The organism is Terrabacter carboxydivorans (assembly GCF_039532035.1).
In the GTDB taxonomy this organism is placed as follows: domain Bacteria; phylum Actinomycetota; class Actinomycetes; order Actinomycetales; family Dermatophilaceae; genus Terrabacter; species Terrabacter carboxydivorans.
The window spans coordinates 13,218-33,119 of record NZ_BAAARE010000028.1 but is presented as its reverse complement, the minus strand read 5'-3'; the positions used below and the strand labels follow the sequence as shown (position 1 = coordinate 33,119).

Annotated in this window: 18 protein-coding genes and 1 pseudogene; 10 read left to right on the top strand and 9 right to left on the bottom strand. The window is 73.0% G+C overall.

The genetic code is table 11. The features are described 5' to 3' along the window. Positions 1–13: 13 nt before the first annotated feature. Complete coding sequence (locus tag ABD297_RS21400) at positions 14–439, bottom strand: VOC family protein (RefSeq protein ID WP_344257157.1); 426 nt, start codon at positions 437–439, stop codon at positions 14–16. A gap of 143 nt (positions 440–582) precedes the next feature. On the opposite strand from ABD297_RS21400, the gene ABD297_RS21395 reads away from it, so the two are divergent. From ABD297_RS21395 to purF, 6 genes are all read left to right on the top strand, one after another. After that, positions 583–1,464, top strand: coding sequence for an LLM class flavin-dependent oxidoreductase (locus ABD297_RS21395; RefSeq protein WP_344257156.1), 882 nt, complete (start codon positions 583–585; stop codon positions 1,462–1,464). A gap of 512 nt (positions 1,465–1,976) precedes the next feature. Further along, positions 1,977–2,357 carry a sterol carrier family protein gene (locus tag ABD297_RS21390; protein ID WP_344257155.1) on the top strand — a complete coding sequence of 127 codons (381 nt, stop codon included), beginning with the start codon at positions 1,977–1,979 and terminating at the stop codon, positions 2,355–2,357. Then, positions 2,354–2,638: a hypothetical protein gene (locus tag ABD297_RS21385; protein WP_344257154.1), complete on the top strand. Its 285-nt coding sequence runs from the start codon at positions 2,354–2,356 to the stop codon at positions 2,636–2,638. The genes ABD297_RS21390 and ABD297_RS21385 overlap by 4 nt, the downstream gene beginning before the upstream one ends. Next, positions 2,635–3,828, top strand: coding sequence for a CaiB/BaiF CoA transferase family protein (locus tag ABD297_RS21380; RefSeq protein ID WP_344257153.1), 1,194 nt, complete (start codon positions 2,635–2,637; stop codon positions 3,826–3,828). Before ABD297_RS21385 ends, ABD297_RS21380 begins: the two co-directional genes overlap by 4 nt. After that, positions 3,825–4,403 carry an RNA 2',3'-cyclic phosphodiesterase gene (gene thpR, locus ABD297_RS21375; RefSeq protein WP_344257152.1) on the top strand — a complete coding sequence of 193 codons (579 nt, stop codon included), beginning with the start codon at positions 3,825–3,827 and terminating at the stop codon, positions 4,401–4,403. The genes ABD297_RS21380 and thpR overlap by 4 nt, the downstream gene beginning before the upstream one ends. 26 nt (positions 4,404–4,429) lie before the next feature. Beyond that, the gene (gene purF / locus ABD297_RS21370) at positions 4,430–5,992 is read left to right on the top strand and encodes an amidophosphoribosyltransferase (RefSeq protein WP_344257151.1); all 1,563 of its coding nucleotides are present in this window, start codon (positions 4,430–4,432) and stop codon (positions 5,990–5,992) included. A gap of 50 nt (positions 5,993–6,042) precedes the next feature. On the opposite strand, the pseudogene ABD297_RS23755 reads toward purF, so the two are convergent. Beyond that, positions 6,043–6,219, bottom strand: a pseudogene (locus tag ABD297_RS23755) (YdeI/OmpD-associated family protein); the annotation flags it as partial. Between the two features lie 30 nt (positions 6,220–6,249). After that, entirely contained in the window at positions 6,250–6,642 is a 393-nt protein-coding gene (locus ABD297_RS21365; protein ID WP_344257150.1) for a YdeI/OmpD-associated family protein, read from the bottom strand. A gap of 101 nt (positions 6,643–6,743) precedes the next feature. On the opposite strand from ABD297_RS21365, the gene purM reads away from it, so the two are divergent. Further along, the gene (gene purM, locus ABD297_RS21360; RefSeq protein WP_344257149.1) at positions 6,744–7,874 is read left to right on the top strand and encodes a phosphoribosylformylglycinamidine cyclo-ligase; all 1,131 of its coding nucleotides are present in this window, start codon (positions 6,744–6,746) and stop codon (positions 7,872–7,874) included. 287 nt (positions 7,875–8,161) lie between these two features. On the opposite strand, the gene ABD297_RS21355 is transcribed toward purM, so the two are convergent. Beyond that, entirely contained in the window at positions 8,162–8,356 is a 195-nt protein-coding gene (locus tag ABD297_RS21355; protein ID WP_030199226.1) for a DUF3073 domain-containing protein, read from the bottom strand. Positions 8,357–8,831: 475 nt separating this feature from the next. On the opposite strand from ABD297_RS21355, the gene ABD297_RS21350 reads away from it, so the two are divergent. After that, complete coding sequence (locus tag ABD297_RS21350; RefSeq protein ID WP_045191048.1) at positions 8,832–9,023, top strand: BldC family transcriptional regulator; 192 nt, start codon at positions 8,832–8,834, stop codon at positions 9,021–9,023. Positions 9,024–9,168: 145 nt separating this feature from the next. On the opposite strand, the gene ABD297_RS21345 is transcribed toward ABD297_RS21350, so the two are convergent. Continuing rightward, on the bottom strand, positions 9,169–9,639 hold the full coding sequence (locus ABD297_RS21345; RefSeq protein WP_344257148.1) for a hypothetical protein: 471 nt from the start codon (positions 9,637–9,639) through the stop codon (positions 9,169–9,171). 137 nt (positions 9,640–9,776) lie between these two features. On the opposite strand from ABD297_RS21345, the gene ABD297_RS21340 reads away from it, so the two are divergent. Beyond that, complete coding sequence (locus ABD297_RS21340; protein WP_344257147.1) at positions 9,777–10,217, top strand: VOC family protein; 441 nt, start codon at positions 9,777–9,779, stop codon at positions 10,215–10,217. A 5-nt stretch (positions 10,218–10,222) separates the two neighbouring features. Here the strand turns inward: ABD297_RS21340 and ABD297_RS21335 are convergent, their stop codons facing one another. Beyond that, a complete protein-coding gene (locus ABD297_RS21335; RefSeq protein WP_344257145.1) occupies positions 10,223–10,885 on the bottom strand; it encodes a nucleotidyltransferase domain-containing protein in 663 nt (220 codons plus the stop codon). A gap of 92 nt (positions 10,886–10,977) precedes the next feature. Further along, entirely contained in the window at positions 10,978–12,666 is a 1,689-nt protein-coding gene (locus ABD297_RS21330) for a PucR family transcriptional regulator (RefSeq protein WP_344257144.1), read from the bottom strand. A gap of 139 nt (positions 12,667–12,805) precedes the next feature. Here ABD297_RS21330 and ABD297_RS21325 point away from each other — a divergent pair, with 139 nt between their 5' ends. Beyond that, positions 12,806–14,074 carry an NAD(P)/FAD-dependent oxidoreductase gene (locus tag ABD297_RS21325; RefSeq protein WP_344257143.1) on the top strand — a complete coding sequence of 423 codons (1,269 nt, stop codon included), beginning with the start codon at positions 12,806–12,808 and terminating at the stop codon, positions 14,072–14,074. A 359-nt stretch (positions 14,075–14,433) separates the two neighbouring features. Here the strand turns inward: ABD297_RS21325 and ABD297_RS21320 are convergent, their stop codons facing one another. Then, positions 14,434–16,203: an alpha-amylase family glycosyl hydrolase gene (locus ABD297_RS21320; RefSeq protein ID WP_344257142.1), complete on the bottom strand. Its 1,770-nt coding sequence runs from the start codon at positions 16,201–16,203 to the stop codon at positions 14,434–14,436. 162 nt (positions 16,204–16,365) lie between these two features. Further along, entirely contained in the window at positions 16,366–19,758 is a 3,393-nt protein-coding gene (locus ABD297_RS21315; RefSeq protein WP_344257141.1) for a glycoside hydrolase domain-containing protein, read from the bottom strand. Positions 19,759–19,902: the final 144 nt, after the last annotated feature.

Here is a 19,902-nt window from a genome sequence, read left to right as displayed (position 1 = left end):
GGAGGCGACGAGGTCAGGACCCCATCGCGGTGGTGCCGTCGGACATCACCGGTGAGATGAGGCCGAAGACGTTGCCGTCGGGGTCGTTGAGGTAGGCGATGCGACCGACACCGGGCATGTCTGCGGGTGCGAGGGCGTCGGTGCCCCCGAGCTCGAGGCCCCGGGCGTGGAGGCCGTCGACGTCGTCGACGGCGACGACGATGTTGGCGCCGTTGACGGGGCTACCGGCCTCGGGCCTCGGGCCCTGGCGCTGGGTCAGGCCGCCGTTGATGCCGTGGCCGACGCCGCCCTGTCGGCCGGCCTCCTCGCCGGTGTCGATGGACCAGTAGGGCATGTCGCCGAACTGCTGGAAGCTCCAGCCGAGCAGGCGCCCGTAGTAGTCGGCGAGGCGCGCCGGGTCCGAGCCGTGGATCTCGAAGTGGACGACGAGGTTGGACATGACGGCTCCTTCGCCGGGTCGGTGTTGTCTTCTCCGACGCTACGACCCGGCACTGTCGACGACAACGGTTCGGGCGTGGTCGCCACCGAGGTGGGGACGTGGTCGCCGCCTCGGTCGGGATGGTCGGGGGCTACCGTCGCAGCATGCGATTCGGCCTGACGATCCTGCCCGAGCACCCCTGGTCCGAGGCGGCGCCGATGTGGCGCGAGGCCGAGCAGATGGGATTCGACCACGCGTGGACCTTCGACCACGTGACGTGGGGCGGCCTGCCCGAGTCGCCGTGGTTCGCCGCGGTCCCGACGCTCGCTGCGGCTGCCGCCGTCACCGAGCGCATCGGCCTCGGCACCTTCGTGTCGTCGCCCAACAACCACCACCCGGTGCAGCTCATGCGCGAGGTGCTGGCCCTCGACGACATCTCGCAGGGACGCTTCCTGCTCGGGATCGGCACCGGCGGGGACATCGACGCGGGCATCATGGGCGAGGACCTGGCGCTGCGCGACCGGGTCGCCCGCTTCCACGAGTTCACCGACCTGCTCGACCGGCTCCTCACCGAGGACCACGTCAGCGCCGACGGGCGCTTCTACGCCGCCCGCGACGTGCGCACGCTGCCCGGTCCCGTGCGCGGCGGGGACACCGGCAACCGGGTGCCCCTCGTCGTCGCGGCCAACGGGCCCAAGTCGATCCGGCTCGCCGTCGAGCGTGGTGACGGGTGGATGACCTACGGCGGCAACGCCGACACCGACGAGGACTGGTGGGCCCTCGTGGCCGGCCACAGCCGCCGCGTCGACGAGGCGCTGGCGACCGCCGGTCGCCATGCTGCGGGCTTCACGCGCTACCTCAACCTCGACTCGGCGCCGACGTTCTCGCTGACGAGCGTGGCCACCTTCGAGGCTGCGGTGGGCCGCGCGGCCGAGCTCGGCTTCACCGACGTCATCACCCATTGGCCGCGCCCGAGCGGACCGTTCCAGGGGACCCGCGACGTGCTCGACGAGGTCGTCGCCCACGTCATCCCCCGCCTGCGCTGACCCCCGCGGCCCCTTGGCCCCGGCGCCGGCCCCCGCACCTATTACGCCGGGGCTGAGTTGGCGTGGTCGCAGGCCCGGGTTGGGCGCGCCTTATCCGCCGGGGCGGAGTTGGCGTGGTCCCTGGTCTCGGGGTAGCGCTGGTTCTCCGCCGGGGCTGAGTTGGCGTGGTCTCTGGTCCTGGGCTGGGCGCGCCTTCTCCGCCGGGGCGGAGTTGGCGTGGTCCCTGGTCTCGGGGTAGCGCTGGTTCTCCGCCGGGGCTGAGTTGGCCTGGTCCCTGGGCCTGGTCTGGGCGCGCCTGTTTCGCCGGGGGTGAGTCGGCGTGGTCTCTGGTCCTGGGCTGGGTGCGCCTTCTCCGCCGTGGCTGAGTTGGCGTGGTCCGTGGTCTTGGGATAGCGCGCCTTTTCTGCCGGGGCTGAGTTGGCGTGGTCCCTGGGCCCCAGCGTGGTCGCAGAGTCCTCGCGGCCTGAGCCACCTTGCACGTCGCGTCGGTGGGCGCCGATAGCCTGCGATGTATGCCGCCCCGCCGCCGTACCCCTGTCGCCGACGGACACGCCGCCCTCCTGGCCTGCCGTGCGGCGGGCTGGGCGGCCGACCGGCGGACGACAGCCACGGCCGTGCGCTACACCCTCGAGGAGCTGGCGACCGTCGCCCCCGGCCGCACGGTCGAGGTGCGGGTGCCACCGCACGGCGCGGTGCAGTGCATCGAGGGCCCGGTCCACACGCGCGGCACCCCGCCCAACGTCATCGAGACCGACGCCGCGACGTGGCTGCGCCTCGCCGTCGGAGAGCTGGCCTGGGAGGACGCGACCGGGGGCGCGCTCGTGCGGGCCAGCGGTCAGCGTGCACACCTCGACGGCCTCCTCCCGCTCGCCTCGCTTAGGCTTGACCCGTGACCCAGTCCTCGCCGAACCTGCCGTCGAACTCGCCGCTGAACCCGCCGCCGCGCCCTCGACCGGAGCAGGTCCGCATCCCGAACTTCAAGCGCTTCCTCATCACGGGCGCCGTCCTGGGCTTCATCGTGGGTGCCGCCATCTCCATCGTCGGTGACGAGGTGCAGGGCTACACCACCACGACGGGCGCGCTCTACATCGGTGCGTTCGGAGCCTTCCTCGGCACCGGGCTGGCGGGCGTGCTCGGGATCCTCCTCGACCGGTCCGGTCGCGACCGGTCGTGACCTCGCCGGCCGACGGCTCGGGTGCCGCGCGGAGCGGCGCAGGCCCGCTGGCCGGCGTGCGCGTCGTCGAGCTCGCGGGCATCGGCCCGTCACCCTTCGCGGCGATGCTGCTGGCCGACCTCGGCGCCGACGTCATCCGCATCGACCGGCCGGGTGAGCCGGCCCTGCCGATCCCGCTGCCCCCGGAGGCCGACCTGCTGAGGCGCGGTCGCCCCTCGGTCTCGCTCGACCTCAAGCACCCGGACGGCCTCGCGACTGCCCTGGCCCTCGTCGAGCGCGCCGACGTCCTCGTCGAGGGCTACCGCCCCGGCGTCGCCGAGCGGCTGGGCCTCGGCCCCGACGCCTGCCTCGCCCGCAACCCACGCCTGGTCTACGGCCGGATGACCGGCTGGGGCCAGGACGGGCCGCTGGCCCAGACCGCAGGGCACGACATCGGCTACGTCGCCGTCACCGGTGCGCTGCACGCCATCGGGCGAGCGGGTGGCCCTCCCCAGGTGCCGGTCAACCTCGTCGGTGACTTCGGCGGCGGAGCGCTCTACCTCGTCGTCGGCGTGCTGGCCGCGATCCTCGAGGCCCGCACCAGCGGTCGCGGCCAGGTCGTCGACGCCGCGATCGTCGACGGCACCGCCCACCTCTCCTCGCTCGTCATGGGCCTCGTGTCCGCCGGCCTGTGGTCCGACCGCCGCGGCACCAACCTGCTCGACACCGGCGCCCCGTTCTACGACGTCTACGAGACGAGCGACGGGGGGTGGCTCGCGGTCGGGCCGCTCGAGCCCGCCTTCTACGCCGAGCTGCTGCGCCTGCTGGACCTCACCGGCAGCGCGCCCGACCGGCTCGACCCCCGCAGCTGGCCCGCCCTGCGCGACCTGCTCGCCGAGACCTTCCGCACCCGGACCCGTGACGAGTGGACCGCGCTCCTCGAGGGCACCGACGCCTGCGTCGCGCCGGTCCTCAGCTACGCCGAGGCCCCGGCACACCCGCACCTCTCCGCCCGCGGCACCTACGTCGAGCACCACGGCGTCGTCCAGCCGGCGCCGGCGCCGCGTTTCTCGCGCACCCCGACCGCGCTCGGCGCGCCACCGTCGACCCCTGGCGCAGACACGCGAGCGGCCTTGTCCGCGTGGGGGATCGACGACGTCGACGCCCTCCTCGCCTCCGGCGCCGCGTCAGGACCCTCCGAGCCGTCATGAGGCTCTTCGTCGCCGTCGTCCCGCCCGACGACGTTCTCGACGACCTCGAGGAGCACCTCGAGCCCCGTCGCGAGGCCGGCCCCGAGATCCGCTGGACCGACCGCCACCAGTGGCACGTCACCCTCGCCTTCCTCGGCGACGTGCCCGAGCGCCGCCTCGACGACCTCACCGATACCCTCGGCCGGTCCGCCGCCAAGCGCGACCCGCTCGTCCTGCGCCTCAGCGGGGCCGGCGCCTTCCCGAACCCGTATGCCGCGCGCGTCCTGTGGGCGGGCGTCGAGCAGGTGCGCGGTGACCTCGCGGCGGTGGCGGGCGGCATACGCAATGCCTCGACCTCGGCCGGAGCGACACCCGACGGGACCCGCTTCCATCCCCACCTGACCCTGGGGCGCTTCCACCGGCCCACCGAGGCGACCCGGTGGATCCGCGCCCTCGACGCGTGGGAGGGGCCGGCATGGCGGGTCGGGGAGCTCGCGCTCGTCGAGTCCCACCTCGGCGAGGGTCGCGGGCGCCGGCCTCGCTACGAGGTGCTCGCCGAGCTGCCCCTGCGCGAGCGTCCACCGCGGACGGACTGACCGCACCGGTGTGGGAGACTGGGCGAGTGGCACGTGGCGACGGTCGTTTGAACCATGACCTCATCCCCGGCGAGAAGGGCCCGCAGGACGCCTGCGGGGTCTTCGGCGTCTGGGCTCCCGGAGAGGACGTCGCGAAGCTGACGTACTTCGGGCTGTATGCGTTGCAGCACCGCGGGCAGGAGTCGGCCGGCATCGCGACCGGTGACGGCGAGAAGATCCTCGTCTACAAGGACATGGGCCTCGTGTCCCAGGTCTTCGACGAGACCGCGCTCAGCTCGCTCCGCGGGCACATCGCCATCGGGCACACCCGCTACTCCACGACGGGCGGGTCGACGTGGGAGAACGCCCAGCCGACCCTCGGCGGAGCCGGCCGCAGCACCCTGGCCCTCGCCCACAACGGCAACCTCATCAACACGGTCGAGCTCAAGGCCCTCGTCGACGAGCACTTCGGTGGCGCCCGCATCACCGGCGAGCTCGCCCGCGGCAACACCTCCGACACCGCCCTCGTCACGACGCTGCTCGCGGCCGATGAGGACCGCACTCCCGAGCAGGCTGCCCTCGAGCTGCTGCCCAAGCTCAAGGGCGCCTTCTCCTTCGTCTTCATGGACGAGACGACGCTGTATGCCGCCCGCGACCCGTGGGGCGTGCGTCCCCTCGCGCTCGGCCGCCTCGAGCGGGGCTGGGTCGTCGCCTCCGAGACCGCGGCCCTGCAGACCATCGGTGCCGCCGTCATCCGCGAGGTCGAGCCCGGTGAGCTCATCGTCATCGACGAGGACGGCCTGCGCTCGCACAAGTTCGCGGCGCCCCAGCCCAAGGGCTGCGTCTTCGAGTACGTCTACCTCGCCCGCCCCGACGCCGTCATCCGCGGCCGCGTCGTGCACGAGGCCCGGGTCGAGATGGGCCGGGTGCTCGCGCGTGAGCACCCCGTCGACGCCGACCTCGTCATCGGTGTCCCCGAGTCGGGCGTGCCTGCGGCTGTGGGCTACTCGCAGGAGTCGGGCATCCCGTTCGGGCAGGGCTTCGTCAAGAACGCCTACGTCGGACGCACCTTCATCCAGCCCTCGCAGACGCTGCGCCAGCTCGGCATCCGGCTCAAGCTCAACCCGCTCGAGCACACGATCCGCGGCAAGCGCCTCGTCGTCGTCGACGACTCGATCGTGCGCGGCAACACCCAGCGGGCGCAGATCCGGATGCTCCGAGAGTCCGGTGCGGCCGAGGTCCACGTGCGCATCAGCTCGCCGCCCGTGCAGTGGCCGTGCTTCTACGGCATCGACTTCGCGACGCGTGCCGAGCTCATCGCGACCGGGCTCGGTGTCGAGGAGATCCGCGCCTCGATCGGCGCCGACTCCCTCGGCTACATCTCGGAGGAGGGCATGATCGGCGCGACGAACCAGCCCGCCGACGAGCTGTGCTCCGCCTGCTTCACCGGTCGCTACCCGATCGAGCTGCCCGAGGACGGCCTCATCGGCAAGCACGTCCTCGAGACGCTGCCGCTCACGGTCCGCACGGGTCACGACCGCTCGGTCGACGTCGAGGGTGTCAGCCTCGGGGTCGGTCTCGGCGGCTCGAGCGCCCTGCAGCACCCCTGAGAGGCGCTGGCGCCGCCGGGCCCACGGACGCCGGCCCTCGGCGGGAGCCCTCAGCCGGTGGTGTCGGGTCCGGTCAGGCGACGCACGATCTCGCTGATGCGGGTGGCCCGGGTCGCCGGCCGTTTGGCGCTGTGGACCCACCAGAGGTACTGGCGACGGGTCGACTCGGTCAGCGCCTCGTAGGCCGTCGTCGTGGCTGACGTCGCCAGGGCCTCGGCGAGGTCGACCGGGACGACGAGCGCGTCGACCTCGTCGGCCTAAGCCCAGGACCCGTCGGCGACGGCGCGGTCGATCGCGGCCCTGCCGGCCGGGGTCATCAGACCGGAGCTCTCGAGCACCTCGATGCGCTGCTTGTTGCGGGCCGACCACAGGCCGCCCTTGCGACGCGGGGAGAACCACTGGATCATCCGGCGTTCGTCCAGCCGTCCACCGCGGCTGTCGATCCAGCCGTGGCAGAGGGCCTCGTCGAGGAGGTCGTCGTAGCCGGGGCCGTCGAGGTCGCTCGACTTCTTGCGGTAGACCACCCACACGCCCTCGGTGCGGTCGGGGTGCTCGGCCAGCCATCGTCGCCAGTCGGACCGCGACCGCGGGACGATGACCTCGCGACCGTTGGGCGACGAGGGCGCCGGGAGGTCCGACGTGCGGGTCATCGGCCACACGATAGCCACGCGCCGGCCCGGTGACCGAGGGACGGGCGACCTGCGGCAGACGCGGGAGAGCACCTCCCGGTCGCGCCGGTAGGCTGGGGCGCGTGAGCGACGCCCCCATCACCTATGCCTCCGCCGGTGTCGACGTCGAGGCGGGTGACAAGGCCGTCGAGCTGATGAAGGCGTCGGTGCGTCGCGCGACCCGTCCGGAGGTGCTCGGTGGCCTCGGCGGCTTCGCCGGGATGTTCGACGCCAGCGCCATCGCCCGCATGACGCGCCCGATCCTGGCCACGAGCACCGACGGCGTCGGCACCAAGGTCGCCATCGCCCAGGCCCTCGACCGGCACGACACCATCGGCTTCGACCTCGTCGGCATGGTCGTCGACGACATCGTCGTCTGTGGCGCCGAGCCGCTCTTCATGACCGACTACATCGCGACCGGCAAGGTCGTGCCCGAGCGCATCGCCGCCATCGTCGGCGGCATCGCCCGCGCGTGCGAGGAGGCCGGCGTCGCCCTCGTCGGTGGCGAGACCGCCGAGCACCCGGGCCTGCTCGACCCCGACGAGTACGACGTGGCGGGCGCTGCCACCGGTGTCGTGGAGCACGCCGCCGTGCTGGGTCCGCAGCGTGTCGCCGACGGTGACGTCGTCGTGGCCCTCGCGAGCAGCGGCCTGCACAGCAACGGCTACAGCCTCGTGCGCCGCGTCATCGCCAGCGCCGGCTGGCAGCTGGACCGTCACGTCGACGACTTCGGTCGCACCCTCGGCGAGGAGCTGCTCGAGCCCACCCGCATCTACACCAAGCCGCTGCTCGAGCTCATCGCGGCCGACGGCGTCGACGTGCACGCCCTCAGCCACGTGACCGGCGGCGGGCTCGCCGCCAACCTGGCCCGGGTGCTGCCGACCGGGATGTTCGCCCGCGTCGAGCGCAGCACGTGGACCCCACCGGCCGTGTTCCGCACGCTCCAGGACCTCGGCCGGGTGCCGCAGGCCGACATCGAGCGCACCCTCAACCAAGGCATCGGCTTCGTCGCCGTGCTGCCCGAGGCCCAGGCGCAGCGGGCCATCGAGCTGAGCGAGGCCCGGGGCATCGCGGCCTGGCGGCTCGGTGAGGTCGCCACCGAGGAGCGCGCGCAGTCCGGTGGCCTCGTCGCCGACGGTGTCGAGATCGTGCGAGGCGCCAAGGGCGTCGACGGCGGCGCGGTGCAGGTCGTCGGCGACCACCCGGCCGCCTGAGGCGCGCCTGAGGTACGTGCGCCGGTGGGCGTCCTCGCTCGCCGCCGGACGGCGGCCCCGGAACGCACCGTGGACGTCAGGCGACGGGCGCGGGGAGCCGGGGACACGGCATACGTGATCGGGAGGACCACTCATGACGAGAGCCCACGCCCCGGAGGGTGCGCGGGCATCGAGGTGTCAGCTGGATCGGCTGTCGCGGACGACGTGGGCCGATCGGGCAGCACCGATCGCGCGTCGGGTGCGAACACCCGACGCACGAGGTGCAGACGGAAGGGGGAGGGACGAGCTCAGCGCTCGCCCGAGACCCACTTCCCGTATTCGTCGTACTCGTCGTCGTCGACGGACCGTGGCTGGTTGGAGACGTCGCGTTGCGACGGTCCGTGCAGCTCACGCTCCAGCGCGCTCAAGTCCGTGTCGGGTGTGTAGTACTTGAGCTGCCGTGCGACCTTGGTCTGCTTGGCTTTGGCTCGGCCGCGCCCCATGGCGTGACCCCCTCGTGCGTCGTGCCGGGACGGCATCGCCCCTCGAAGAGCCGGATGGCTCATCGATGTCTGCGTAGCGGTCCCGGGAATGTGTGTGTTCTCGTGGGCCTAACGCTACATGAGACCTGCGATTCCCGCGCACGGCGGACCCGCGGCTCGCCGGTCGGCGGGGGCCGGCGCGGGCGGGTGTCGGGGGAGGTGTCGCCGACGGAGCGCTCGGAGGCGCTTCGGGAGGGGTATGACCCCGCCTGCGGAGGGATCGGTCGTCCACGTCCAGGGGTCTCCCGCGGGCCTCGATCGGGCCTTGGTGCGGGCGGGCGCCACTACACCACAACCTGTGAAAGCGGGACGATTTGACTCTTTTCAGTGTTTAACTGCCATTCGGCGGGCCGAGACTTTACCCTTGCTTTACTGAGCCCCGATTGGGGCGCATGCGTGTCGCTGCACCTAGCGACAGGGTGGTGGGGATATGACAATGACGACTCAGGATCGACACGAGACCGAGAAGCTGCTGACGCCTGCCGAGGTAGCAGCCCTGTTCCGAGTGGACCCCAAGACGGTCACTCGCTGGGCCAAGGCAGGAAAGCTGACTTCGATCCGGACCCTTGGAGGGCACCGGAGGTACCGCGAGTCAGAGGTTCGCGACCTACTGGGTGGCGGGCACTGAGCTCGACCGTTAGTTGGGGGTAGACCGGTCACAGCGTCGGGGGAGGAACACCACAGGGTGTCCCTCCCCCGACTGCATTCCGGCCGACTCCGGCTGATCGGCGGCTGCCCGTCAGCTGCTCGTCGGATGCCTTCCGGGTGCGCGCTCAGCCCTGGCCGTGGGGGACAGGGTTGACCGTGCACACGAAGTACCTCACGACGCCGCCGTCGACGAGGGTCCCGGCGGCGATGGCGGCCTGCACCTCGTCGGCCGCGTCGAGCACGCCGTCCCCGTCGCGGTCGCCGGCGGCCAGCGCGGCGGCATACGTGCTCGTCAGCGACACGGCGTGCACCTGCCAGCGGCCGCCGTTGTAGCCGGGGTCCCCGGGAGCTGCCGTCGCGACGCTGCGCTGGACGGCGCCGAAGCTGTAGATCGTGTCCCACGACTGGGCGGGGGCGCCGGTGCCGCTGAGGTCGGTCGGGGTCGCCACCGTCCGGTAGAGCTGGTGGTCGACGTAGAAGGCCGGCCCGGAGACGCCGCCGGCCAGGGCGGGTGCGCCGGCCGCGAGGAGGGCCGGGAGGACGACGGCAGCGGCTCCGAGCGACCGGACCGCGGCGCGAGTCAGACTGTGGGACATGGGTTTCCACCTTTCGACCGATCACCCTGACCGGCTCCTGACGAGTCAAGTCCTCGGGTGGGCCGGGCGCCATGACACGACGGTTACCCGGTCCTTACGGGACGGCGACGTCGGTGGCGGGTCCTAGCGTGGTCGTCATGACAACGCCTCCCGACATCACCGCCATCACGTTGGGCGTCCGGGACGTCGAGCGGTCGCGGGCCTTCTACGTCGACGGTCTCGGCTTCCGCTCCGTGCTGCACCTCGCGGGCGAGATCAGCTTCGTGCAGTGCGCCCCCGGCCAGCTGCTCGCCCTGTGGGACGTCACGCAGATGCCGAGCGAGTACGGCGACGTCGCCCACGGCCCGTCCGCCCCGCCCGTCTCGCTCGGCCACAACGTGGGCGCCGCCGAGGAGGTCGAGCAGTTGTATGCCGCGGCGCTGGCGGCCGGGGCCACCTCCGTGGCCGTCCCGACCGTGCGCGAGTGGGGTGGGGTCAGCGCCTGCGTGGCCGACCCCGACGGCTTCCGGTGGGACCTCGTGCACAACCCGAACTTCCGCGTCGACCCCGACGGCACGGTGCACCTCGGCGTGGGCTGACGCTCTCAGATGAGCCGTCGTCGCCACGGGTGGTCGGGTGCGTGCCGGACCACGACGTCCGTGAGGAACGCGCGCTGGCTGACGTCGAGCAGGGGGAGCGCGGCCTCGAGGTCGGCGTCGTCCTTGGCCCGGGTCGCCTTCACCTTGTGGGCCAGGACGAGCTCGGGGCGCAGGTAGCGCACACCTTCGCGGTGCCAGGTGGCGTCGGCGAGGTCGAGCACGACCGACGGATCACGCTTGAACTGCCAGCGTCCCTCGACATCGCGGTTGAGCAGGACCTCGCCCCGCCACGGTGCCAGGGCGTGCTCGCGGAACCACACCTGCTCCGCGTCGTCCGGCATCTCGCGTCCGGGCGCCAGGTGCAGCAGCCCGCGGTCACCGGCCGCCCAGAGGTGGAAGTGCGGCTCGAGGTGGGCACGCACCGCGGCCAGGTCACGGCGGAACACGGCGGCGTCGATGTCCTCGTGGTGGCGCGGCACGCCGGTGAAGGCCTCGACGGCCCACCCGCCGGCCACCCACCACGGGACGTCCAGCCCGTCGAGCAGGCTGCGCAGCTCGCTCGGGGACAGGGGGTCGAGGCGCCCGTAGACCCGCTGGAACTCCTCCTCGCTCATCCGCCCGTCGTCGGCGGGAGGAGGCGCTGCGGGCCGCTGCTCGGAGGTCGACACGGCTTCACCCTAGTGACGGGGCCGCCGGGCCGCCGGGCCGCCGCGTCGTCGGGCCGCCGCGTCGTCGGGGTCGTCGGCGGACCGCTCGGACGTCAGTGGCCGAGCGCACGCAGCTGGAGCCGCAGGGCGAGACGGGACTCCGGGTCGTGCAGGTCGAGGTCGACGACGTCGGACAGGCGCTGCAGGCGGTAGCGCAACGTGTTGGGGTGCACGTGGATGCGCGCCGCCGCCGCCCGCGGGTCGCCGGGGTGGTCGAGCCAGGCGGCCACCGTCTCGAGGTATGCCGTGTGGTGGGCCTCGTCGTGCGCGCGCAGCGTCGCGACCGGGCCGAGCAGCTCCTCGGTCCAGATGCCACCGAGCGCGCGGGCGTTGGTGACGGCTGCCCACGCGTCCTCCACGGTGGTCGTCGTGCCCGAGACGCGGCCGACGTCACGCAGGCGCTGGACCTCGGTCGCCTCGCGGCGCGACCGGTCGAGCTCGACGGTGCGGTGGACCCGTCCGCCCGCGCTCGCGGTGGCGGTGGGCGCCACGCCGGCCACCTCCTCCACGACGCCGTGCAGCCACTCCCACGACCCGGGGGAGGTGTCGCCGGGCACGTCGCGCACGAGGGTCAGCGCCACCCCGTCGAAGATCGCGAGCAGCGGCTGACGCCAGGACCGGCGTCGGGCCGCCGACTCCCACACGTCGAGCTCGCGCTCGGTGTCGCGCGGCGAGCCCTCGCCCGTGACGACGCTCCGGTCACGGTGCGCGCCCGCCAGGACGACGACGCGCCACGGGGCCGGCGGGAGCCAGCCCTCCGCCTCGAGCGTGTCGCCGCTCAGCACCGCCCGGAGGCGGTCGGCCGAGACGCGGCGGGCCAGGTCGGCCTGCGAGCGCATCCGCAGCAGGTGCAGGGCCACGACCGCGGCCGTCTGGGCGAGTGAGGCCAGGACGGGCTCGGGGGGCTCCTCGTCGACGACGGCCCAGATGGAGCCGAGCCACTCGGTGCCGGCCCGAACCGGGACCACGACGCGCGCCCCCAGCCCGCGACCGGCCGGCACGAAGAAGGGCTCGTCGGAGCGGGCCAGGCGTCGGAAGACCCCTCGGCCGCGCAGCCCGGCGATGACCTCGTCGGGCACGCGGCGACCGACGATCGTCGACACGCGGGCCGGGTCGGCGACGTCCTGCGTGGAGGAGTAGGCGAGCACGCGGGACTGCGTGTCCTCGATGGTGATCGGGGCGGCGACGAGCGCTGCGCACGCGTCGGCGAGGACGAAGAGCTCGTCGAGCACCGGCCCCTCGGCCCGGACGGCGGGGCCGCTCGCGGCGCGGTCGAGGACGCCGCGCAGCAGCCACACGACGTGGGCCCACGACGCGTGGTCGGCCAGCTCCACGAGGCTGACGCCGACGCGGGTCGCCACCGCTCGGACCTGCCGGTTGCGGGCGGCGGCCCGACGGAGCACGACCGCGCCGCTGTCGACCGCGGCCGCTCCCTCGAGCAGGGCGGCGGCGTCGGCCGGACGCTCGACCCCGACGCCGAGCAGCAGGTCGCCCGCCTGGCCGAAGACCCCCGACCCCGGCTCGGCCAGGGTCACGTCGTCGACCGCCGGACCGCCCACGTCGACGACCACGGTGAGCAGACCCCCGCCCAGCGTCCCGACGAGCTGCGCGATCGGCAGCCCGACCGGGGTGGTCGACGACGTCGGGGTCGCGGACCTCCGCGACGCGCGTGACGGGCGGGAGCCGCCTGAGGAGGAGGGTGGACGAGCCGGCTCGGAGGGGCGCGAGGAGGCGGACGGCATACCCCATCATCTCTCATCCGATGGTGCTCACGGCACAACTGAAAGCCGTAACTCTGGCACTCGGACACCAACAGGAGCAGCGCGACCGACCCCAGCATGGACGCAAGGCCCCACCAGACCTGACACAGGAGTCGATCGAATGCCCGCCGTGACCCCCGCCGGTACCCCCGTCCCCCAGCGCGTCGCCGTCGTCGGCGCCGGCATGGTCGGCCTCGCCACTGCCTGGTTCCTCCAGGAGCGCGGCGTCGAGGTCACCGTCATCGACCGCGACGGCGTGGCCGCCGGCGCCTCCTGGGGCAACGCCGGCTGGCTGACGCCCGGCATCGCGACCCCGCTGCCCGAGCCCGCCGTGCTCAAGTACGGCCTGCGCGCCGTCCTCAGCCCGAGCTCGCCCGTCTACGTGCCGCCGAGCGCGCGACCCGACTTCCTCCGCTTCGTCACCGGCTTCACCCGCCACAGCACGATGACGGCCTGGAAGAAGGCGATGGGCTCGCTCGTGCCCGTCAACGACCTGTCGCTCCAGAGCTTCGACCTGCTGAAGGCCGGCGGCGTCGACGCCGAGACCTACGAGGCGAAGTCGTTCACGGCCGCCTACCGCACCGCCGAGGAGCGCCAGACGCTGCTCGAGGAGATCGAGCACATCCACGCCTCCGGCGGGGACATCACGTTCGACGTGCTCTCCGGTGACGAGGCCCGCGCCATCGAGCCGGCCCTGTCCGACGAGATCGGCGCCGCGATCGTGCTCCACGGCCAGCGCTTCATCAACCCGGGCGCCTACGTCGCCGCGCTCGCCGACTCGGTCACCGCCCGCGGCGGCAAGATCGTCACTGGCAGCGCCGTCTCGCGCATCACCGACACCCCGACCGGCGTGCTCGTCACGAACGACTTCGGTCAGGCCGAGCACTACGACGCCGTCGTCGTCGCCACCGGCGCCTGGCTCGGCAAGCTGGCCCGTGAGTTCGGCGTCAAGCGCGTCGTGCAGGCCGGCCGCGGCTACTCCTTCAGCGTCGCCGTCGACGACCTGCCCAACGGCCCGGTCTACTTCCCCGCGGCCCGGGTCGCCTGCACGCCCGTGGGCGACCGGCTGCGCGTCGCCGGCATGATGGAGTTCCGCCAGCCGGAGGCCGCCCTCGACCGCCGCCGCATCAAGGCCATCGTCGAGTCGGCCCGTCCGCTGCTCAAGGGCGCCGACCTCGACCAGCGTCAGGACGAGTGGGTCGGCTCGCGCCCCTGCACCATCGACGGGCTGCCGCTCATCGGCGCCTCGAAGAACCCCAAGGTCTTCGTCGCCGGCGGCCACGGCATGTGGGGCATCACGCTCGGCCCCGTCACCGGCCGCCTGCTCGCCGAGCAGATCGTCACCGGCCGGGCCCCCGAGCAGCTCGCCCCCTTCAACCCGCTGCGCTGAGGCTCGGCGACGCGACACCGTCGCGACGCTGAGATGCCGCTGACACGTCGCTGACACGTCTCGGTCGGGATCGACCGGTCGGAGCACGCCGGCCGGCCCCGACCGAGCACCCGTGCGCGCAGCACGAGCACGCAGCACAAGGCCCACCTGACGCGTGCGTCAGGTGGGCCTCTCTGCGCGTCCCCCCGCGCAACGGCGGGCGGCCGTGCCGCACTGCCACGGACGGCCGCCACCGGACCCCTCAGTGCGGCGGCGGCCGTCGACGGGGGTTCGGAGACGTCCTGTGGACCGGATGGGTGCCGATCCGAGGGCGGTGACGGACCGACGTCGGGCGGACGTCAGGCCGGGACCAGTCGATGTCAGGCCGGAGTCAGCACGACGAGGCTGTAGGCGCCCACCGACACGGTGCCGCTCGCGGGCTGGTCGTCGAGCGGCTCCTCCGCGGCCTCGACGTCGTGGGTCTCGTGGCCGGCGAAGAGCGCGCTGTAGGTGGACGCGTCAGAGTTGAAGCGGACCGTCCACCGCCCGGCGGACGGCATACCCAGGCTGATGTCCCGCGGCTCGGCGCTCGCGTTGACGACGACCACGGCGACGCCCTCGGCCGCCCGGCGGGCCCAGGCGATGGTCTTGGCCTCGTCGTCGAGGTGCAGCACCTCGAAGCCCTCGCCACGCAGGCCACGGGAGACCCCGTCGGTGTCGCGGCGCAGGCGCACGAGGTCACCCGTCAGGCGCACGATGTCGCGGAACTGCTCGGCGCGGTCCCAGTCGAGCGGCACGGTGTCGCGGAACTCCTGGCCCTCGAGGAACTCCTGGCCCTGGAACAGCATCGGGATGCCGGGGGCGGTCAGCGTCATCGCGAGCCCGAGGGTGGCGCGCTTCTGGGCCGCCCATCCGGTGGGGTCGCCACCGTCGACCTCGTCGGGCACGCGGAGACTGCCCTCGGCGACCTCGTCGTGGCTCTCGGTGTAGACGACGCGGCGGAAGGGCTCGTCGTTGCCGCGCAGCGCCTCGGCGAGCTCGGACATCGAGCGCTCCCGGTCGTCGACGGCGGTCAGGACCTGCCGGACCGGGTGGACGAAGCCGGGGTCCCACTGGGCGTGGAAGCCGGCGCCGCCGTCGTCGACGGTGGTGATCGCAGGGTCGGACTGCAGGTCCTCGGCGATGAGGACCTTGTCGGGGTAGGTCTCGCGGACCGACGCCGTGACCGAACGCATGAGGTCCCAGCCCTCGGGCACGTCGCCGGTCCCGAGCCCGTCGACGGTGCGCACGTACAGCGTGGCGTCGAACCGCAGGCCGTCGAGGTGGAACTCCTCGAGCCACATGAGGACGTTGTCGTGGAGGTAGCTGCGCACCTCCTCACGGCCGTAGTCCGGGCGGGTGTCGCCCCATGGCGTGGCCGAGCGCTCGTCGTTGTAGAAGTAGATGCCGCCCTTCTCGTTCTCGCTCCACCCGTCGAACTGCCACAGCGCGAGGTCGCTCGGGCCGAAGTGGTTGATGACGACGTCGAGGATCACTGCGATGCCGTGGTGGTGGGCCTGCTTGACGAAGTCCTTGAGCGCGTCCGGGCCGCCGTAGCTGCTCGAGACCGCGAAGGGGTTGGACGGGTTGTAGCCCCAGGAGTAGTCGCCGGCGAACTCCGTGACCGGCATGAGCTCGACGGCGCTCACCCCGAGGTCGGCGAGGTGGCCGAGCTTTCCGGCCACGCGGCCGAGGTCGCCGGCATCGCCGTCCGTCGCGACGAACGAGCCGATGTGCGCCTCGTAGATGACGAGGTCGTCGTGGGGCGGGCAGGCGAAGGAGTCCCCCTCCCAGTCGAAGGCGTCACGGTCGTAGACCACCGCGTTGCCGGACGAGTGGGTGACGGCGCGGGCCCGCGGGTCGATGCGCATGAGGCGCTGGTCGCCGTTGGTGATGGCGAGCTGGTACTCGTCGCCAGGCCGGGCTCCCTCGACGTCGACGTACCAGTGCCCGTTGTCCTCGGCCTGCATCGGGTGGCCCTCGTCGGACCAGTCGGTGAAGCTGCCGGTGACCGCCACCGCGTCGGCGTTGGGGGCCCAGACCCGGAAGGCCGTGCCGCCCTCATGAGGCATCGAGCCCAGTCCGGGTCGGGGGGATTCGTGCTCGGACATGAGGGGCTCCAGACATCAGGAAGGGGTGGTCCGAGCCATTGGCTCGGACGAGGGGACCGAAGGGTGTCGTACCCGCTCGGCCCACTCGTCCTGCCCGACCGTCCTCTCAGCGGGCGTGCACGCTCGTCCCGGCCGTCTCGTCCCGGTGCTGCCCGCTCGCCGTCAGCGGAGGTAGCCGGTGACGTCGGCGACGACCTGCACGGTGCCGCGGGAGTGGTTGACGACCGTGATCGTGCCCGAGGAGGTCAGCCGCCCGACGACGAGGTTGGCGACGGTCTGGCCGGGTGCGAAGTTGGCGGTGGAGCTGCCGGTGGTGGCCGTCGAGTCGGCGCTGAGGAAGCCGGGCTGCTGCGGCGCCGTCGCCGTGAGGTTGATCGCGGCGGCCTTGGCGCCCGACGGGACCGGGGAGCCGCTGACGCCGGCGACCTTGATCGTCAGGGAGGCTCCGGCGGCCAGAGCCGTGCGGACCGGGTTGGTCGACGTGCCGTAGCGGGTGTCGACGAGCCGGGTCGGGTTGGTCGACGCCCACTGGTTCGCGGTGCTCGTGGACGTGACGTAGCCGGTGACGTCGGCGACGACCTGCACGGTGCCGGAGGAGTGGTTGACGATCGTCAGGGTGCCGGAGGAGGTGAGACGCCCGACGAGCAGGTTGGCGACGGTCTGGCCGGGTGCGAAGTTGGCGGTCGAGCTGCCGGTGGTGGCCGTCGAGTCGGCGCTGAGGAAGCCCGCCTTCTGCGGCGCGGTGGCGGTGAGGTTGACCGCTGCGGCCGTTGCCCCCGCGGGCACGGGCGAGCCCGTGACGCCGGCGACCTTGATCGTCAGGGCGGCACCGGCGGCGAGGGCCGTGCGGACCGGGTTGCTCGTCGTGCCGACGCGGGTGTCGAGCAGCCTCGTGGGCGTGGTGGCGACCCACCGCTGGGTCGTGCCACTGGTCGTGAGGTAGCCGGTGACGTCGGCGACGACCTGGACCGTTCCGGTGGAGTGGTTGACGATCGTCAGGGTGCCGGCGGAGGTGAGGCGCCCGACCAGGAGGTTGGCGACGGTCTGGCCGGGTGCGAAGTTGGCGGTGGAGCTGCCGGTGGTGGCCGTGGAGTCGGCGCTGAGGAAGCCCGCCTTCTGCGGCGCGGTGGCGGTGAGGTTGACCGCCGCGGCGGTGGCTCCCGCCGGGACCGGGGACCCTGAGGCGCCGGCGACCTTGATGGTGAGGGCGGCCCCGGCGGCGAGGGCGGTGCTCACCGGGTTGGTCGTCGTGCCGTAGCGCGTGTCGAGGATCCGGGTCGGCGTCACGGGGACGATGTGCGAGAAGGACGAGGGCCGGACGGCGGCGGTGGGGGTCGACGCGGGACCGGCACCCACGGCGTTGGTCGCCGTGACCGTGAAGGTGTAGGCCGTCTCGTTCGTCAGACCCGTCAGGGTCGCCGAGGTGGCGGACCCCGACACCGTCGTCGTCGCACCCGAGGGCGAGGCCTTGACGGTGTAGCTCGTGACCGGGCTGCCGTTGGCCGTGGCCGCCGCCCAGCGCACGGTCGCGCGGCCGTTGTCGGGCACGGCCGAGACCGAGGTCGGGGCCGACGGGGCGGTGGCCACGAGCGAGAACCGCATGGCGTCGACGCCGACCTGGGTGGTCGTCGAGCTCGTGCTGCTGTCACTGGCGTGGACGCCCACCGACGAGCCGTTGCGGGCGAGGTAGGTGCCCAGGGAGGACCAGCCGGACAGGGTCGACTGGTCGAGGTAGCGCGTCGTCGTGCCGTTCGAGTCCGTGACGGCATACCGCGTGTTGGCCGTCGCCCCCGTGGCAGGGACGTAGGCGCTCACGGCATACAGGCCCGTCGAGAGGCTGGGCGACCACGTGGCGCCGTTCTCCTCGACGCTGCCGTTCGAGGAGTAGGTCGTGTAGGTGTAGTAGGCGCGGCCCTGCAGGCCCTGCCCCTGGTTGGGCTTCCAGTAGTACATGTTGCCGGTGAAGAGGAAGGACGGGCCGCCGGGGCCGACGATCCCGGTGCCGTAGCTGATCGGCACGGGGTTGCCGGTGACGCGGCCGTCCACCCAGTTGGCGTCGATGCTGATGTTGACCCCGCCCCAGGTCTCGCTCCCGGTGCTGTACTGGTGCAGCCGCTGGCCGTTGGCCCAGTAGCCGTCGGGAAACTCGCGGTAGCGGGCGGAGTCCGACAGCGTCTGCAGGCCGTTCCAGTTGGCGAACCACACGTTGTCCGGCGCGGTGAAGCCGGACGTGCCGACCGCGTTGGACATGTCGACCATGAGCGACGAGGTGCTGCCGTAGGCGCCGGAGGTGTAGCCGCGGGCGTGCAGCTCCTGCGTCCAGGCAGTGATGAACTTCAGCACGGTCGACGTGCAGGACGCGCTCGGCGCGTAGGCCTCCATGTCGTAGTAGATGGGCGAGCCGGTCCCCAGGCCGAAGGTCGCCGCGCGTCCGGCGGCGTCGGCGGCAGCCGCCTTGCCCTGGGCCGCGGCCTGGCTCGGGTCGATGGTGGCGAGCCCGGTCTGGTTGACGCACGGTGCCTGCGCGCCGACGTAGATCGGGATGAGACCCCACCCCATCGAGCTCACCTGGCTGACCCAGCTCGCGGACAGGTTGCCGTCGGGGCACGCCCGCATCGAGCCGCCGATGTAGATGCCGGCCGCCCGGTAGGGGGAGGACAGCCACGACTGCATGGTCGACGCGCTGGGCGCGGCGCAGGCGTCGAAGCCCATACCGGTGAAGGTGCGCGGGCCGGACGCGGCGGCGGTGGTCACGGTGGGTGCGAGGGCCTGCGACCCGGTCGTCGCCACGGCGGGGGCGATGGCCGGCGATCCGCTCGTCGCCACGGCGGGGGCGAAGGAGGCACCAGTGGTGGCGCTGGACGAGGTGGTGGTCGCGGAGGGCGTCTTGGGGGCCGGCGCCGGGGCCGGGGCGGGGGCGGGCGTGGAGGCGGTCGTCGTGCTCGTCGTCGCCGTCGCGAGGACGTCGTCGACGGTCGACTCCCTCGAGCCCCACGTGGCGTCGACCTGGACGTCCTGGGCGGTGAACCGGGCCACCTTCGTGCGGGCGACGGGGTCCGAGCCGGTGTGCGCCGTCAGCCGTCCGACCCTGGAGGCGCTCGCGGTGGTCGCGGTCGACGCCGCCGTGGCCCGGTCGGAGCCCGGGTGCAGCCACAGCGTGTCGGTGCGACCGACGAGGTGGGCCGGGCAGTCCTGCTGGCTGCCGGGGCGCCCGAGGTAGACGGCCTTGACGTCGAGACGCAGGCAGCGGGTCGGGTCGGCGTCGAGGTCGACGACCTTCCAGTCGGCGGGGACCGTCACGTGGACGCCGCGGTAGTCGACCGGCCGCGTGCCGACCGGAGCAGCCGGAGCCCCCGGTGCCCCCGGTGCGGCGGGCGCGGGCGCTGCGGCTGACGGGGCGGAAGGCGCAGTCGGGGCCGACGGGGTGGCGGACACGACCGGTCCGGGCCCGGCCGGAGCGGCGGCGAGCGAGCCGGCCGCGGCGCTGGACGCGCCGCCGAGACCGAGTGCGGCAGCACCGACGAGAGCCGTGATCCGGCACCAGGAAGTGGTCATGTCAGAACCTCTCGAGCGTCAGGGCAGCCGTTTAGCTGGATCGCCGATACCCGTAGCCGAGGCACAAAACGGACACTGCCACCTGTGACGGTACCGGTTCGGAGCGCCCCACGGGTCCCCATGGCCCCAACGACCCCTCTGGTC